At 70.1% G+C, this 15,217-nt stretch carries 15 protein-coding genes; 8 read left to right on the forward strand and 7 right to left on the reverse strand.

What is annotated here, in order from left to right; genetic code table 11:
• Positions 1-311 precede the first annotated feature (311 nt).
• Positions 312-2,210 carry a sigma-54-dependent Fis family transcriptional regulator gene (locus tag D588_RS0100560; protein ID WP_017914592.1) on the reverse strand — a complete coding sequence of 633 codons (1,899 nt, stop codon included), beginning with the start codon at positions 2,208-2,210 and terminating at the stop codon, positions 312-314.
• Between the two features lie 243 nt (positions 2,211-2,453).
• Between D588_RS0100560 and adh the strand changes: the two genes are divergently transcribed.
• The 3 genes from adh (at position 2,454) to D588_RS0100575 (ending at position 5,533) form a co-directional block, all read left to right on the forward strand.
• Complete coding sequence (gene adh / locus D588_RS0100565) at positions 2,454-3,983, forward strand: aldehyde dehydrogenase (protein ID WP_017914593.1); 1,530 nt, start codon at positions 2,454-2,456, stop codon at positions 3,981-3,983.
• A 126-nt stretch (positions 3,984-4,109) separates the two neighbouring features.
• Positions 4,110-5,138: an alcohol dehydrogenase AdhP gene (gene adhP / locus D588_RS0100570; RefSeq protein ID WP_017914594.1), complete on the forward strand. Its 1,029-nt coding sequence runs from the start codon at positions 4,110-4,112 to the stop codon at positions 5,136-5,138.
• A complete protein-coding gene (locus tag D588_RS0100575; RefSeq protein ID WP_017914595.1) occupies positions 5,138-5,533 on the forward strand; it encodes a DUF779 domain-containing protein in 396 nt (131 codons plus the stop codon). Before adhP ends, D588_RS0100575 begins: the two co-directional genes overlap by 1 nt.
• A gap of 229 nt (positions 5,534-5,762) precedes the next feature.
• Here D588_RS0100575 and D588_RS0100580 read toward each other — a convergent pair whose 3' ends face one another.
• Positions 5,763-6,065 (reverse strand): hypothetical protein, encoded by a 303-nt coding sequence (locus tag D588_RS0100580; protein ID WP_026143216.1) that lies wholly within the window; start codon positions 6,063-6,065, stop codon positions 5,763-5,765.
• A gap of 158 nt (positions 6,066-6,223) precedes the next feature.
• Here D588_RS0100580 and D588_RS0100585 point away from each other — a divergent pair, with 158 nt between their 5' ends.
• Positions 6,224-6,619, forward strand: coding sequence for a hypothetical protein (locus tag D588_RS0100585; RefSeq protein WP_017914597.1), 396 nt, complete (start codon positions 6,224-6,226; stop codon positions 6,617-6,619).
• A complete protein-coding gene (locus tag D588_RS0100590) occupies positions 6,619-7,602 on the forward strand; it encodes a Ku protein (protein WP_017914598.1) in 984 nt (327 codons plus the stop codon). The genes D588_RS0100585 and D588_RS0100590 overlap by 1 nt, the downstream gene beginning before the upstream one ends.
• 41 nt (positions 7,603-7,643) lie before the next feature.
• Here D588_RS0100590 and lldD read toward each other — a convergent pair whose 3' ends face one another.
• From lldD to D588_RS0100610, 4 genes are all read right to left on the reverse strand, one after another.
• Positions 7,644-8,804, reverse strand: coding sequence for an FMN-dependent L-lactate dehydrogenase LldD (lldD, locus tag D588_RS0100595; protein ID WP_017914599.1), 1,161 nt, complete (start codon positions 8,802-8,804; stop codon positions 7,644-7,646).
• Between the two features lie 13 nt (positions 8,805-8,817).
• Positions 8,818-9,618 (reverse strand): transcriptional regulator LldR, encoded by an 801-nt coding sequence (gene lldR, locus D588_RS0100600; protein ID WP_051067811.1) that lies wholly within the window; start codon positions 9,616-9,618, stop codon positions 8,818-8,820.
• Positions 9,619-9,802: 184 nt separating this feature from the next.
• Positions 9,803-10,177, reverse strand: a complete 375-nt coding sequence (locus tag D588_RS23715) for a DUF2214 family protein (protein ID WP_017914601.1) — start codon at positions 10,175-10,177, stop codon at positions 9,803-9,805.
• A 10-nt stretch (positions 10,178-10,187) separates the two neighbouring features.
• The gene (locus tag D588_RS0100610; protein WP_017914602.1) at positions 10,188-10,769 is read right to left on the reverse strand and encodes a PEMT/PEM2 methyltransferase family protein; all 582 of its coding nucleotides are present in this window, start codon (positions 10,767-10,769) and stop codon (positions 10,188-10,190) included.
• Positions 10,770-10,993: 224 nt separating this feature from the next.
• Here D588_RS0100610 and D588_RS0100615 point away from each other — a divergent pair, with 224 nt between their 5' ends.
• The 3 genes from D588_RS0100615 (at position 10,994) to fabV (ending at position 14,279) form a co-directional block, all read left to right on the forward strand.
• Positions 10,994-12,091, forward strand: coding sequence for a histidine kinase (locus D588_RS0100615; RefSeq protein ID WP_017914603.1), 1,098 nt, complete (start codon positions 10,994-10,996; stop codon positions 12,089-12,091).
• Positions 12,088-12,720, forward strand: a complete 633-nt coding sequence (locus D588_RS0100620) for a response regulator transcription factor (protein WP_017910062.1) — start codon at positions 12,088-12,090, stop codon at positions 12,718-12,720. Before D588_RS0100615 ends, D588_RS0100620 begins: the two co-directional genes overlap by 4 nt.
• Before the next feature lie 353 nt (positions 12,721-13,073).
• Positions 13,074-14,279 (forward strand): enoyl-ACP reductase FabV, encoded by a 1,206-nt coding sequence (gene fabV / locus D588_RS0100625; RefSeq protein WP_017914604.1) that lies wholly within the window; start codon positions 13,074-13,076, stop codon positions 14,277-14,279.
• 355 nt (positions 14,280-14,634) lie between these two features.
• Here the strand turns inward: fabV and D588_RS0100630 are convergent.
• A partial coding sequence (locus tag D588_RS0100630) for a PfkB family carbohydrate kinase (RefSeq protein ID WP_017914605.1) occupies positions 14,635-15,217 on the reverse strand: 583 nt, incomplete at its 5' end.

Genomic DNA, 15,217 nt, shown 5'->3' on the forward strand with positions numbered 1-15,217 from the left:
AGCATCGCCGGCAGCACCGCGCGCTGCTCGCCGTGTTCGGACGCGGCAGTCGTGGGCGATGTGTTCGGTCAGAAAGAGGTCACGGATGCGAGAGCGGTTTCCAATCGATGAGGGGTCTGTGGGAGGGCTGTCGCGGCGAAAGGGCGCTCCAGCCACGCGCGTTGCTGCGGTTCGGTGGAAACCGCGCTGCGCTGTAGGAGCAGCGTCAGCCGCGACTGACATGACCGATAACGCCGTGTCGCGGCTGCAGCCGCTCCTACGGGACGTGCGACGTCGACGACCGCGCAAGGCGCAGCCGGCGATATGCCGCGTCAGTGCGTCCCCAACTGCAGCCGTCGGTACAGCGTGCTGCGGCTGATGCCGAGCCGGCGTGCGGCCTGCGAGACGTTGCCGTTGCAGGCATCCAGGGCCTGGCGCATGGCGCCGAGCGCGAGACTGTCGAGGTCGGCATCGGGCAACGGCATCGCGGTGCCGCCGTTGCTGCCCTGCTCTCCCGCGCGCACGCCGGGCAGGTAGGCCGGCAAGGCGTCGGCATCGACCAGCGCATCCGCTTCGCTCAACGCCACCAGCGTGCGCAGGCACGCCACCAGCTGGCGCAGATTGCCCGGCCACGCGTAGGCGCTCAGCGTCGCCAGGGCCGCCTCGGTCAGGCGCCTGCCTTGGCCAAGCCGTGCCCACAGCTCGGCGACGAGCGCGCGTCGGTCCGGATGCGCACGCAGTGCCGGAATCTGCACGCAGTGGTGGGCGATGCGGTAGTACAGATCGGGCCGGAAGCGCTGCTCGGCCATCGCCGCGTCCAGGTCGCGGTGGGTGGCGCAGACCAGGGCGAAATCCAGCTTCACCGGCTTGCCGCCGCCCAGCGGCAGCAACTCGCGTTCCTGCAGCACGCGCAGCAGCCGCGGCTGCAAGGCCAGCGGCATGTCGCCGATCTCGTCCAGGAACAGCACGCCGCCGTCGGCCTGGCGCAGCAGGCCCGGGTTGCCGTGCTTGCGCGCGCCGGTGAAGGCGCCATCCTCGTAGCCGAACAGTTCCGCTTCGATCAGCCCCTCGGGCAGCGCCGCGCAGTTGACCGCCACGAACGGGCGCCCGGCGCGGGCGCTGCGCCGGTGCAATTCGCGCGCGAACACTTCCTTGCCGGTGCCGGTCTCGCCCTGCACCAGCACCGGCAGTTGCGCATCGAGCACGCGCCGCGCGCGTTCCAGCGCCAGTTCCTGCGCCGCGTCGAACAGCGGCGCGTCGGACGCCGCCGCCGCCGAAGGCCGCGATGACGCGGTCACGGTGATCGGCGCCTGCTGCGGGCGTCGCCGCGGACGATCGTCGGCCGGGCTGTCGATGCGTCCGTGCAGCGCCCGCCCCTGCAGGTCGAACACGCTGCCCTGCTGGCGCAGCCGCGACAGCGGCTCTTCGAACAGCGCTTCGTAGGGCGCGCGGCCGAGTTCGTGACGTTCAAGCCCGAACAGCCGCAACCCGGCCTGGTTGGCGGCCACCAGGCGGCCGTTGCGGAACGCCAGCAGCGCTTCGCGCGCCGTGCCGAGCAGCGCCGGGTCGTGGTGCACGCGCAGCAGTTCGCAGCCGGGGATGCCGTCGTCGAAATAGCGGTGTTCGATGTTGGCCACCGCCATCCGCGCCAGCGCCAGCGCATGCATGTGCTGCACGCTGGCGTCGCCGGAGATGTCGAGCACGCCGGCCAGGGCGCCGTACGGATCGAAGATCGGCACCGCCGCGCAACTGAGGATCTGGTGCGGGGCGAAGTAGTGTTCGCCACCGCGCACTTCCACCGAACGGCTTTCGACGATCGCCGTGCCGATCGCATTGGTGCCGACCTGGGGTTCGCTCCAGCATGCGCCGGGCATCAGCGCCACCCTGCCCGCCTTGTCGAGGAAGCGCGGGCTGCCTTCGGCGTCGAGGATCCAGCCGGCCTCGTCGGTGAGCAGCACGATGCTGCCGGTGGCCGCGGCGTCGCCGGCCAGGCCTTCCAGTTCGGCGCGTGCCAGCCGCCACAGCCGCTCGTGCGCCTCGCGCAGGGCGCGCAGGCGCGAGGCTTCCAGTGGTTCGATCGCGGGCTTCGCGTCCGCGGCCAGGCCCAGGCGCTGACAGCGCTGCCACGACTGCAGGATGGTGTCGGGCACCTGCCCGACCGGCGCGCCGCCGCGTTCGAAGAAGGCCCGCCGGGCCTGGCCGAGTTGGTGTTGCGAGGGGTGCTGCGCCATGTCCGGCTCCGCTGTCGCAGATTGCGACACCTGGTGATACGGGTGTTCCGATAAACAGCACATCCGCCGACGCAGCGCAATCGACAGACGTGACGCGACGCAGCAAAACCGCAGGGGGTGCGTCGGTGTGTCGCGGTGCGACCGCGTGACGCGGCGCAGCACGCAAAACCTGGCATCGGACTTGCGCACATGCCGCTACCGGACGGCCCCGCCCGTCCTTTCCGACCGCCGAAGGAGAACACCATGAACGCCGTCAGCACCGCCAAGCCGCATGCCACCGATCCGCAGTCCATCTTCAAGTCGCGCTACGGCAACTTCATCGGCGGCAAGTGGGTGGAGCCGAAGAGCGGGCAGTATTTCGACAACAGCACGCCGATCACCGGCAAGGTATTCACCGCGGTGGCGCGCTCCAACGCCGAGGACATCGAGGCGGCGCTGGACGCCGCGCACGCCGCCAAGGACGCCTGGGGCAAGAGCTCCAGCACCGAGCGCAGCAACGTGCTGCTGAAGATCGCCGACCGCATCGAGCAGAACCTGGAGCTGCTGGCCTATGCCGAGACCTGGGACAACGGCAAGCCGGTGCGCGAGACGCTCAACGCCGACGTGCCGCTGTGCGTGGACCACTTCCGCTACTTCGCCGGCGCGGTGCGCGCGCAGGAAGGCGGCATCTCCGAGATCGACCACGACACCATCGCCTATCACTTCCACGAACCGCTCGGCGTGGTCGGCCAGATCATCCCGTGGAACTTTCCGCTGCTCATGGCGTGCTGGAAGCTGGCGCCGGCGCTGGCCGCCGGCAACTGCGTGGTGATGAAGCCGGCCGAGCAGACCCCGGCTTCGATCCTGGTGCTGATGGAAGTGATCGGCGACCTGTTGCCGCCGGGCGTGCTCAACGTGGTCAACGGCTTCGGCCTGGAAGCGGGCAAGCCGCTGGCCAGCAACCCGCGCATCGCCAAGATCGCCTTCACCGGCGAGACCACCACCGGCCGGCTGATCATGCAGTACGCCAGCCAGAACCTGATCCCGGTGACGCTGGAGCTGGGCGGCAAGTCGCCGAACATCTTCTTCGCCGACGTGATGGCCGAGGACGACGATTTCCTCGACAAGGCGGTGGAAGGCTTCGTGCTGTTCGCCTTCAACCAGGGCGAAGTCTGCACCTGTCCCTCGCGCGCGCTGATCCAGGAGTCGATCTACGAGCGCTTCATGGAGAAGGTGCTCAAGCGGGTGGCGGCGATCAAGCAGGGCAATCCGCTCGATCCCAACACCATGGTCGGCGCGCAGGCCTCCAGCGAGCAGTTGGAGAAGATCCTGTCCTACATCGACATCGGCAAGCAGGAAGGCGCCGAGGTGCTGATCGGCGGCGAACGCAACGCGCTGGATGGCGAGCTGGCCGGCGGCTTCTACGTCAAGCCGACGGTGTTCAAGGGGCACAACAAGATGCGCGTGTTCCAGGAGGAGATCTTCGGCCCGGTGGTGTCGGTGACCACCTTCAAGGACGAGGCGGACGCGCTGGCGATCGCCAACGACACGCTGTACGGGCTGGGCGCCGGCGTGTGGAGCCGCGATGCCGCGCGGCTGTACCGCATGGGCCGCGCGATCCAGGCCGGGCGGGTGTGGACCAACTGCTACCACGCCTATCCGGCGCATGCCGCGTTCGGCGGCTACAAGCAGTCGGGCATCGGCCGCGAGAACCACAAGATGATGCTCGACCACTACCAGCAGACCAAGAACCTGCTGGTCAGCTACTCGCCGAAGGCGCTGGGCTTCTTCTGACCCGCCGGGCAGGGCGGCGGCACGCTGCCGGCGTGCCGTCGTCCGTCTGCGAACTGATCTGGATCAAGGCACTCCGTCGCCGGTCGCGCGATGGTGACAGGACCCGTTTTTCTCAGGAGCGTTGCGATGGACAAGACGATGAAAGCCGCCGTGGTGCGTGAGTTCGGCAAGCCATTGGTGATCGAGGAAGTGACGGTGCCGCGGCCGCAGGCCGGCGACATCCTGGTCAAGATCGAAGCCTGCGGCGTGTGCCATACCGACCTGCATGCGGCCGAGGGCGACTGGCCGGTGAAACCGAACCCGCCGTTCATCCCCGGCCACGAGGGCGTGGGCCATGTGGTGGCAGTCGGCGCCGGCGTGGACCACGTCAGGGAAGGCGATCGCGTCGGCATTCCGTGGCTGTACTCGGCCTGCGGCCATTGCGAGCATTGCCTGGGCGGCTGGGAAACCCTGTGCGAGGCGCAGCAGAACACCGGCTACTCGGTCAACGGCGGCTTCGCCGAATATGCCCTGGCCAATGCCAACTACGTCGGCCACCTGCCGAAGAACATCGGCTTCGTCGAGGTCGCGCCGATCCTGTGCGCCGGCGTCACCGTGTACAAGGGCCTGAAGGTCACCGACACCCGGCCCGGCAACTGGGTGGTGATCTCCGGCATCGGCGGCCTCGGCCACATGGCGGTGCAGTACGCCAAGGCGATGGGCCTGAACGTGGCCGCGGTCGACGTGGACGACGCCAAGCTGGCGCTGGCCACGCGCCTGGGCGCGACGGTGACGGTGAACGCGCGCACCACCGACCCGGTCGCGTACCTGAAGAAGGAAATCGGTGGCGCGCACGGTGCGCTGGTGACCGCGGTGTCGCCGAAGGCGTTCGAGCAGGCCATCGGCATGGTCCGCCGCGGCGGCACCGTCTCGCTCAACGGGTTGCCGCCGGGCCAGTTCCCGCTGGACATCTTCGGCATGGTGCTCAACGGCGTGACCGTGCGCGGCTCGATCGTCGGCACCCGTCTGGACCTGCAGGAATCGCTGGAATTCGCCGAGCAGGGCAAGGTCGCCGCGACCGTGGCCACCGACACCCTGGACAACGTCAACGACGTGTTCGCGCGCATGCACGCCGGCAAGATCGAAGGCCGCATCGTGCTGGACATGGCCGCCTGATGGACGCGTCCGCGCCCGCTGACGCGCTGCCGCCGCAGGTGCTGGCGACGCTGCCGGCCCTGCAGCTGATCGCCAAGCTGGGGGCGCGGCACGGCGCGCTGCTGTTCCACCAGTCGGGCGGCTGCTGCGATGGTTCCTCGCCGATGTGCTACCCGCAGGACGACTTCATCGTCGGCGACCGCGACGTGCTGCTCGGCGAGATCGGGGAGGCGCCGTTCTACATCAGCCCCTCGCAGTTCGCCTACTGGAAGCACACCCAGCTGATCATCGACGTCGTGCCCGGCCGCGGCGGCATGTTCTCGCTGGAGAACGGCGAGGGCGTGCGCTTCCTGGTGCGCTCGCGGCTGTTCAGCGAAAGCGAGTACGCCGCGCTGGAGGCGGCGGGGAAGGTGTAGTGGCGGAAGGCACGCGGTGCAGCGAGTTCTTCTGCACCGTGTTTCCCATCATGTCGATGGAAGCGCTGCCCGCCGGCCCTCCTTGTGGGAGGGACTTCAGTCCCGACTGCAGTGCAGTCGGACGCGCCGATGATGTCGCTCGTCGCGGCTGATGTTGCAGTCGAGATTTCTTGAGGTGCACTGAGGTCACTCCCACACCGATGCTGGTAGGACGCCAGACTTCGATGCGCTACGACGCCTTCGGCGCCTTCGCCGGCACGAACGGCGACACCGGATCGCTGGCGGGGAAGGTCTCTTCCAGGGCTTCGTCCTGGTTGGCGTCGGCATGCCGTCCGTGAGCGGTGTCCGGCGTGGAGTGCGCCGGCGTGTCCGGCGGGGCAGGGCGGTTCTCGCCGGTGCGCGGTTCGTGTTCGACGATGGTCTCGGGGCGGTCGCCGGCGCCGCGGTCTTCGCGGTCCTGCGTCTGGCGCTTGCCGCGCTGTTCGCCGGGAATGGGCGCGGCCTGACGCAGCGGATCGGTGGGCGTGGACATGTCCAGTTCCTCCAGGGAATGGCGGAGGTCCAGTTCACCGCCGGCGCGGTGAAGCCATTGCGAATCGCGCATCCTCCACGGATCGGTCACGGGTCGCTAACGGCGGCAGCGCTACTGCTGCGCGTCCCCCCGCCGCCGTTGCCGCCCGGAGCCCTGCCATGCGCCCCAGCGACCGCCCCGACCCGCTGCTGTTCAACGCCCATCTGGATCCCTTGCCGAGCGTGCCGCCGCCGCGCCGCCGTGGTGCGGCACCGCGCCCGCACGACGCACCGGACTACCGCCGCTACAGCCTGGCCGACTACCGCCAGCGCCGCGCCCGCCACCGCACGCCGTGGCGCGACCTGTGCCCGGCCTACGCCTTCGCCCTGCAGACCCATGCACGCGGCTGGCCGCGCGGGCCCGGCGCCGAGACCGAAGACGAACTGGCCGCGCACTGGGACCTGATGCGTGGCGACTCGCGGCTGGACTGGACCCAGGCGCGGCAGGTGATCGAGGATGCCTGGCAGGCGCTGGATCATCTGCCGGCGCAGGCCGCCGGCGTGGAGCCGCACTGATGCCGCGCCCGATCTGGACCGGCACGCTGTCCTTCGGCCTGCTCAACGTGCCGGTGTCGCTGATGTCCGGCGAACGCCGGATCGACCTGCACTTCCGCATGCTCGACGCGCGCGACAAGCGCCCGATCCGCTTCGAGCGGGTCAACGCCGACACCGGCGAGGAAGTGCCGTGGAAGGACATCGTCAAAGCCTACGAATACAGCAAGGGCAACTACGTGGTGGTCGAGCAGCAGGACATCGCCTCGGCCGCACCGGAAAGCCACGAGACGGTGGAAGTGGAGGCCTTCGTCGACGCCGCCGAGATCGACCTGCGCTATTTCGAGAAACCCTACGTGCTGGTGCCGGGCAAGAAGGCCGAGAAGGGCTACGTACTGCTGCGCGAGACCCTGCGCAGTACCGGTAAGGTCGGTATCGCGCGGGTGGTGATTCGCACCCGCGAGTATCTGTCGGCGGTGATGCCGCTGCAGGATGCGCTGGTGCTGATCCTGCTGCGCTACCCGCAGGAACTGGTCGACCTGGACGACTACACGCTGCCCGGCGGCAAGGCCGCCGACTACCGGATCAGCGCCAAGGAAATCGAGATGGCGGCGCAGCTGATCGATTCGATGTCCGGGCGCTGGGACCCCGATGCCTACCACGACGAATTCCGCGAGCGGCTGCACGCGGTGATCCAGAAACGGATCAAGGCGCAGGAGGGCACCACCCAGGTCGACGAGGATGCCGAGGCGCCGCAGCGCGAGGACGCCACCACCAACGTGGTCGACTTCATGTCGCTGCTGCAGAAGAGCCTGGACGCCAAGAAGCGCACGCCGGCCAGGCAGGACGAGCGCGTGCCGGTACGCAAGACCGCGGCGAAGAAGAGCGACAAGCCGGCCAAGAGCGCGGCCGGCAAGGCCAAGAAGGCGACGCGCGCCAAACCGGCGGCGGCCAAGAAGGCCAAGCCGGCTGCGCGCAAGGCCCCGGCACGACGCAAGGCCGGCTAGGGCAGGTCGGTCGCGGCGGTGCCAGGGCTGCCGCGACCGCTTTACGCCGAGACCATTCCCTCGCGCGTCACCTGCGCCAGCGACTCGCGCGAAATCGCCGCGATCGATTTGGCGCCGGTCAGGGTCATCGCCACCTGCATCTCCTTCTCGATCAGGGTCAGCAGATGCTCCACGCCGGCCTGGCCGGCGGCGGCCAGCGCGTAGACGAAGGCGCGGCCGAGCAGCACGGTGTCGGCGCCCAGCGCCAGCATGCGCACCACGTCCAGGCCGCTGCGCACGCCGGAGTCGGCCAGGATCTTCAGCTCGCCCTTCACCGCATCGGCGATCGCCGGCAACGCCCGCGCGCTGGACAGCACGCCGTCGAGCTGGCGCCCGCCATGGTTGGAAACGACGATGCCGTCGGCGCCGAACCGCACCGCATCGCGCGCATCGTCCGGATCGAGAATGCCCTTGATCACCATCGGCCCGGTCCAGAACTCGCGGATCCACTCCAGGTCCTTCCACGAAATCGACGGATCGAAGTTGGCGCCGAGCCAGCCGATGTAGTCGGCCAGCCCGGTGGGATGGCCGCGGTACGTGGAGATGTTGCCCAGGTCGTGCGGGCGCCCACGCAGGCCCACGTCCCAGGCCCAGCGCGGATGGGTGACGGCCTGCAGCATGCGCCGCAGCGGCGCGTTGGGGCCGCTCATGCCCGAATGCGCGTCGCGGTAGCGCGCGCCCGGCACCGGCATGTCCACGGTGAACACCAGGGTGGTGACGCCCGCGGCCTTTGCCCGCTCCAGCGCGTTGCGCATGAAGCCGCGGTCCTTGAGCACGTACAGCTGGAACCACATCGGCCGGTCGATCGCCGGCGCCACTTCCTCGATCGGGCACACCGACACCGTGGACAGGGTGAACGGCACGCCCTTGGCCGCCGCCGCCCTGGCCGCCTGCACCTCGCCGCGGCGCGCGTACATGCCGGTCAGGCCCACCGGCCCCAGCGCCACCGGCAAGGCCAGGCGTTCGCCGAACAGCTCGGTGTGCAGGTCCAGCGCCGACATGTCGCGCAGCACGCGCTGGCGCAGGGCGATGTCGCTCAGGTCGGACACGTTGCGGCGCAGGGTGTGCTCGGCATAGGCGCCGCCGTCGATGTAGTGGAACAGGAACGGCGGCAGCTGGCGCTGCGCGGCGGCACGGTAGTCGGTGGAGGCGGAAATGATCATGGGGGCAGGGCGGTCAGGGAGAGGAGGGGAGGCGCGAGGCACGGGCGCGGCGCGCATCGTCCTCGTCGAGGGTGCGCAGCGCGCTGTGCACGAATTCCAGGTGGGCGTGCGCGGCGGCGCGGGCGCGTTCGGGGTCGCCGGCCAGGATCGCGTCGCGCAGGGCGCGGTGCTGGGCGAGCAGGGCGGAGAAGATGCGTGGCGATTCGAACAGCTGTTGCCGGCTCTGCGAGATGTTGGCCTGCAGCAGGTCGAACAGCCCGCGCATCACCTGCAGCAGCACCCGGTTGTGGGTGGCCTCGGCGATGGCCAGGTGGAAATCGGCGTCGGCGTGCGCCTGCGCCGCCGCATCGGCCTGCGCATGGGTCTGCAGCAGCGCCTCGTAGGCCGCCTCGATGCGCGCGCGGTCGTCGTCGGTGGCGCGCAGTGCCGCATGCCAGGCGGTGGCGCCTTCCAGCGCATGGCGCGCTTCCAGCACGTCGAAGCGGTACTCCGGGTCGGCATGCAGCAACGGCAGGAACGGCTGCAGCGGCGCCACCACCTGGTCTTCCGGGGTCGGCGGCCGTTGCACGTAGGTGCCGCCGCCCACCCGGGCCCGCAGCAGCCCCTGGCTGGCGAGTTGCGCGATGGCCTCGCGCAGCACCGGGCGCGAGACGCCCAGTTCCGCGGCGAGGGCCCGCTCGGCGGGCAGGCGCGCGTCGACTGCCAGGCCGCGTTGCGCGATCAGCGTGCGCAACTGCACGGCGACCCGGTCGCTGAGCCGGGCAGGGGACTCGCCGGCAGCGGCAGTGGCGGCAGCTTTAAGACTATTGGTCATACCAATAAATTGGCAGGGCGCGAATGGTGTGGCCATTAGGCGCCTTGGATCACGCGGCGTCAATGGTTGCAGTGATGCAGGCCGCCTAAATTGGTAATACCAATCGGGGCGTGCCGTTGCGTGCCATCGCCGCAGCCAGCACCACCAGCACCGCCAACAGGCCCAGTTCCGCCCCGATCAACCGCTACAGCGTGCGCACCAGTGCCGCGTTCGGCGACCAGGTCGGCTGTAGCCGCGCCTGTCGGCGCCAGCGCAGCAGGCGCAGCGTCGGCACCAGCGAGAGCAGGCCGATCGCCGCGAAGGTGCCGAGCTTGGCCCAGAACCAGGGGGTGTGCAGGTAGTAACCGGCGCCCTTGAGCCCGTAGCGCACGCGCAGGGCACCGATCGCCAGGATCAGCAGCGCGGCCAGCCCGTAGCCGGCGTCGACGCGGACCAGCCGCGTCAATTGGCGGTGGTCCGGCGGCGCACGCAGCAGGGTCCATTCCGCCACCAGCGCGGCGATCAGCAGCAGCATCGCCAGGTGGTGCAGGGCGGCCAGCAGCAGGTCGACAGTGCCCATCGGCGCGGCCTCACCACACCCACGGCAGCAGCCGCCAGCTGCGCGCGGCGTAGTCGGGATACTCCTCGGGAAAGGCCTGGGTCAGCATCGCCTCCTCGACCCGGATGCGGCGCAGGAACGCCCAGGTCACCGGCAGCACGATCGCCAGCAACGACAGAACGTTGCCCATGCCCAGCGCCAGCCCGTAGAACGCCAGCAGCGCGCCGGTGTAGGAGGGATGCCGCAGATAGCGGTACGGGCCGTGGCGGACCAGGCGGTGGCCTTCCTGGATGGTCACGTCGACGGTGAACCAGCGCGCCAGCACCCGGATCGACCACAGCCGCAGCGCCAGCCCGCCGGCCAGCAGCGCGCAGGCCAACCAGCGCAGCGGTTCGCGCAGGTGCGGCGCATAGCGCCACACGCCGAGCAGCGACAGCAGCGCGCCCAGCGCTACCGCGCCGTACAGCACGCGCCACAGCAGGCGCAGCGTGCCCTGGTCGCGCGCACCGCCATCGGCGGCGCGACGGCGGCGGCTGAGCAGCGTCTCGTACGCGCCCCAGCCCAGGCCGAGCAGCATGAACAGCAGATCCGGATGGCGCAGGGTCAGGAGCATGACGGTGTTCCTCGTGGCGGCGTGCACCACGCATTGCGTGGCAGGGTGGATGAACCGGGCCCGACCTGCGTGCCGATCGTCCGGCACCCGGCAGGGCATGGACGCAGTGTGGCGCCGTCGGGGTGGCGCGGCAGTGGCCGCTGGTCATGCCGTCCGCCTGCCGGAAGTCACTTTCTGCGCCCGCCCCATTGCCGCGGCATCGGCCCGCGGTCAGCATCGGCCGCATGAACCGATTCCTGCGCGACCTGATCGAACCCAAGCGCCTGGCCGGGTTGCTGACCGTGGCCACCGTGCTGTGGTCGTTCCAGTTCGCGCCGCATGCGCTGGTGGCCTGGCGCTGGATCGCGGCGGCGCTGTTCCTGCTGCCGCTGCTCGGCGCGCACTACCTGCCCGGGCGCTGGCGCGATGTCGCGCTGTGGGTCGAGGCAGCCGCGGCGATGGCCCTGGTCTGGCTGGAGCCGCACGTCGGCACCGCGCCGGTGTTGCTGGTGGTGGTGGTCGCGCAGGTGGCGCTGCAATGGCCGCCGCGGCCGGTGTTGGCGCTGGCGCTGCTGGCCAACCTGGGCACCTTCCTGGCGCTGTCCGCCGCCGGTATCAAGCATCCGCTGCTGACCACGCTGATCTACGCCGGCTTCCACGCCTTCGCAGGCCTCAGCGCGCACTACGCGCGCACCGCCGAGCTGGCGCGCGAGGCGCTGGCGCGGGTCAACGCCGACCTGCTGGCCACCCGCGCGCTGCTCGCCGAAAGTACCCGCGATGCCGAGCGCCTGCGCCTGGCGCGCGAACTGCACGACGTGGCCGGACACAAGCTCACCGCCCTGCGTATCCAGTTGCGCCTGCTGCTGGCCGATCCGGCGCTGGCGCAACGCCCGGAGGTGGCGACGGTGGAGCGGCTGTCCGGCGAACTGCTGGCCGACATCCGCGCGGTGGTGCAGTCGCTGCGCGACGACCGCGGCGTGGACCTGGAGACCGCGTTGTGTGCCCTGGCCGCGCCGTTCCCGCGGCCGCAACTGCAGTTGCAGATCGATCCGGCGCTGCGCATCACCGATCCGCACTTGGCCGAGACCCTGCTGCGGCTGGTGCAGGAAGCGCTGACCAACGCTGCCCGGCACGCCGACGCGGCACATGTGCGGGTGCGCCTGGGCCAGGATCGGCAGCAGCTGTGCCTGGACATCGAGGACGATGGCCACCGCGCCGAGCGCATCCGCGAGGGCAACGGTATCGCCGGCATGCGCGAGCGTCTGGCCGCGCTGCACGGGCGCCTGGAACTGGGCCGCACGCCGCTCGGCGGTATGCAGCTGAGCGCGAGGCTGCCGCTGTGAGCGCGCTGCGGATCGCCCTGGCCGACGACCAAGTGCTGGTGCGCGCCGGCCTGCGCGCGCTGTTGCAGACCCAGGGCATCGTCGTCGCCTGCGAGGCCGACGACGGCCAGGCCTTGCTCGACGTGGTGGCGGCCACGCCGGTGGACGTGGTGCTCAGCGACATCCGCATGCCCGGCATGGATGGCATCCAGGCGCTGCAGCAGTTGCGCGCGCGCGGCGACCGCACGCCGGTGCTGCTGCTCACCACCTTCGACGAATCCGATCTGCTGCTGCGCGCCACCGCCGCCGGCGCGCAGGGCTTCCTGCTCAAGGACGCCGCGCCGGAAGACCTGCGCGAGGCGATCGCGCGCGTGGCTGCTGGCGAGACCCTGCTGCAGCCGGTCAGCACCGACCCGGTGCGTGCGCGCTACCGCTACCGCGACGAGGACGCCCCGCGCGACACCTTCAACGAACGCGAAGTGGCGATCCTGCGCCTGCTCGCCGGCGGCTACTCCAACAAGGAGATCGCGCGCAGCCTGTTCCTGGCCGAGGGCACGGTGAAGAACTACGTCTCCACCATCCTCGACAAGCTCGGCACCCGCGACCGCACCCGCGCGGTGCTCAAGGCGATCACCCTGCGCATCATCTGATGCGTGCACCAGCGGTGGCGCTGCGACGTCCACCGGCGGCGCGTCGGGACTGAAGTCCCTCCCACAACGGTGCCACCGTGCCGTGCCGCGGCCTGCCGCAGGAGCGGCTTCAGCCGCGACAACCGATGGCGCGATTGCGGCTCGCCGATCAGCTGTTTCCCTCCAGCCGGCACGACATCCGCCGCCGCGACGCCGCCCCTGTGGGAGCGACTTCATTCGCGACGCGACCCATCCGAACGCGCGCGCCCGCCCGCAGTACGCTCCATACCCCGCCGTGTGCTGCCACCGGGACTTCTGCACACCCGCCGCAGACATTAAGATGCCGCGGGCATTGTGCCGACGAGGAATTCACGTTGATCATCCATCCGAAAGTCCGCGGTTTCATCTGCACCACCACGCATCCGCTCGGCTGCGAGCGCAACGTGCTCGAGCAGATCGCCGCCACGCGCGCGCGCGGCGTGCGCCACGATGGGCCAAAGAACGTGCTGGTGATCGGCGCGTCCAGCGGCTACGGCCTGGCCTCGCGCATCACCGCCGCGTTCGGCTTCGGCGCCGCCACCCTCGGCGTGTTCTTCGAAAAGCCCGGCAGCGAGAAGAAGGCCGGCACCGCCGGCTGGTACAACGCCGCCGCCTTCGACAAGCAGGCCAAGGCCGCCGGCCTGTACAGCAAGTCGATCAACGGCGACGCGTTCTCCGACGAGGCGCGCGCCAAGGTCATCGAACTGATCCAGCAGGACATGGGCGGCCAGGTCGACCTGGTGGTGTATTCGCTGGCCTCGCCGGTGCGCAAGCTGCCGGGCACCGGCGAAGTGAAGCGCTCGGCGCTCAAGCCGATCGGCCAGACCTACACCGCCACCGCCATCGACACCAACAAGGACGCCATCATCGAGGCCTCGATCGAGCCGGCCACCGAGCAGGAGATCGAGGACACCGTCACCGTGATGGGCGGCCAGGACTGGGAACTGTGGATCGACGCGCTGGACGCCGCCGGCGTGCTCGCCCCGGGCGCGCGCACCGTTGCCTTCAGCTACATCGGCACCGAGATCACCTGGCCGATCTACTGGCACGGCGCGCTGGGCAAGGCCAAGGTCGACCTCGACCAGACCGCGCAGCGCCTGCACGCGCGCCTGCAGCAGCACGGCGGCGCGGCCAACGTGGCGGTGCTGAAATCGGTGGTGACCCAGGCCAGCGCGGCGATCCCGGTGATGCCGCTGTACATCTCCATGGTCTACAAGATCATGAAGGAAAAGGGCCTGCACGAAGGCACCATCGAACAGGCCGACCGTCTGTTCCGCGAACGCCTGTACCGCGAGGACGGCCAGCCCGCGGCCACCGACGACGAGAACCGCCTGCGCCTGGACGACTGGGAACTGCGCGACGACGTGCAGGATGCCTGCAAGGCGCTGTGGCCGCAGGTGACCACCGAGAACCTGTTCCAGCTCACCGACTACGCCGGCTACAAGCACGAGTTCCTCAAGCTGTTCGGCTTCGAGCGCCAGGACGTGGACTACGACGCCGAGGTCGATCCCGACGTCAAGTTCGATTGCGTGGAGCTCTGAGGAGCGGGGATTCGGGAGTGGGGATTCGGGCGTCGTGTTGATCCCGGATCCCGAACAGAGCATGCGGCCGGCAGCGATGTCGGCCGTTTTCTTTTGCGCTGACGGCGAGGCAGCGGTGGCGGCACGCCGACCGGATCCCGTCGGGACTGAAGTCCCTCCCACAAAGACCTCATCCATCCCCGCGGCGTCTGCTGTAGGAGGGGCCTCAGCCGCGACAATCGAAGCCGTGGTGCTGGAATTGCCAGCACACCCCCACGACTAAAACCCCGCCACATCGCAACGCCAATCCGCACGCAAACCCGGAAGCGCCAGCGCTTTTACGATTCCCCATTCCCCATTCCCCATTCCCGGCTCTTCACCGCCTCACATCGAACCGCGTCGCCCCCACACACGCCTGCACCTCGGCCTCGCTCAGCGCCAGCACGTCGCCCGGCAGCGTGTGCTTGAGGCAGCCGGCGGCCAGGCCGAAGCGGATCGTGGCGGTGTCGTCCCAGCCACGGCTCAAGCCGTGCAGCACGCCGGCAGCGAAGGCGTCGCCGCCGCCGATGCGGTCGACGATGCCGCTCAGCTCCTCGGCTGGCGCCTGCGCGACGCTGCCGTCGCGGCGCAGCAGCATCGCGCCCAGGCTGTGCCGGTCTACGCTGTGCGCCACGCGCTGGGTGCAGGCCATCGCCTGCAGCTGCGGGAATGCGGCGAAGGCGTCGCGCGCGCCCGCTTCCACCCGCGCCTGCACGCTGTCCTGCGGGTAGCGGTGGCCCAGCACCACCTCCAGGTCGCGGTAGTCGGCGAACAGCACGTCCGCCTGCGCCAGCAGCTGGCGCAGGATGCCCGGCGCATCGCCGTTCCAGGCCTCCCATAGCTTGGGGCGGTAGTTGCCGTCGAACGACACCCGCACCCCGGCCGCGCGTGCCGCCTGCGCGGCCGCCAGCGCCGCGGCC

It is taken from the genome of Xanthomonas sp. SHU 308, from assembly GCF_000364645.1.
Classification (GTDB): domain Bacteria; phylum Pseudomonadota; class Gammaproteobacteria; order Xanthomonadales; family Xanthomonadaceae; genus Xanthomonas_A; species Xanthomonas_A sontii.

Coding starts and splice junctions, on each gene's coding strand:
- D588_RS0100560 (WP_017914592.1), bottom strand. CDS start 2,210: ATGGCGCAGCACCCCTCGCAACACCAACTCGGCCAGGCCCGGCGGGCC.
- adh (WP_017914593.1), top strand. CDS start 2,454: ATGAACGCCGTCAGCACCGCCAAGCCGCATGCCACCGATCCGCAGTCC.
- adhP (WP_017914594.1), top strand. CDS start 4,110: ATGGACAAGACGATGAAAGCCGCCGTGGTGCGTGAGTTCGGCAAGCCA.
- D588_RS0100575 (WP_017914595.1), top strand. CDS start 5,138: ATGGACGCGTCCGCGCCCGCTGACGCGCTGCCGCCGCAGGTGCTGGCG.
- D588_RS0100580 (WP_026143216.1), bottom strand. CDS start 6,065: ATGTCCACGCCCACCGATCCGCTGCGTCAGGCCGCGCCCATTCCCGGC.
- D588_RS0100585 (WP_017914597.1), top strand. CDS start 6,224: ATGCGCCCCAGCGACCGCCCCGACCCGCTGCTGTTCAACGCCCATCTG.
- D588_RS0100590 (WP_017914598.1), top strand. CDS start 6,619: ATGCCGCGCCCGATCTGGACCGGCACGCTGTCCTTCGGCCTGCTCAAC.
- lldD (WP_017914599.1), bottom strand. CDS start 8,804: ATGATCATTTCCGCCTCCACCGACTACCGTGCCGCCGCGCAGCGCCAG.
- lldR (WP_051067811.1), bottom strand. CDS start 9,618: ATGACCAATAGTCTTAAAGCTGCCGCCACTGCCGCTGCCGGCGAGTCC.
- D588_RS23715 (WP_017914601.1), bottom strand. CDS start 10,177: ATGGGCACTGTCGACCTGCTGCTGGCCGCCCTGCACCACCTGGCGATG.
- D588_RS0100610 (WP_017914602.1), bottom strand. CDS start 10,769: ATGCTCCTGACCCTGCGCCATCCGGATCTGCTGTTCATGCTGCTCGGC.
- D588_RS0100615 (WP_017914603.1), top strand. CDS start 10,994: ATGAACCGATTCCTGCGCGACCTGATCGAACCCAAGCGCCTGGCCGGG.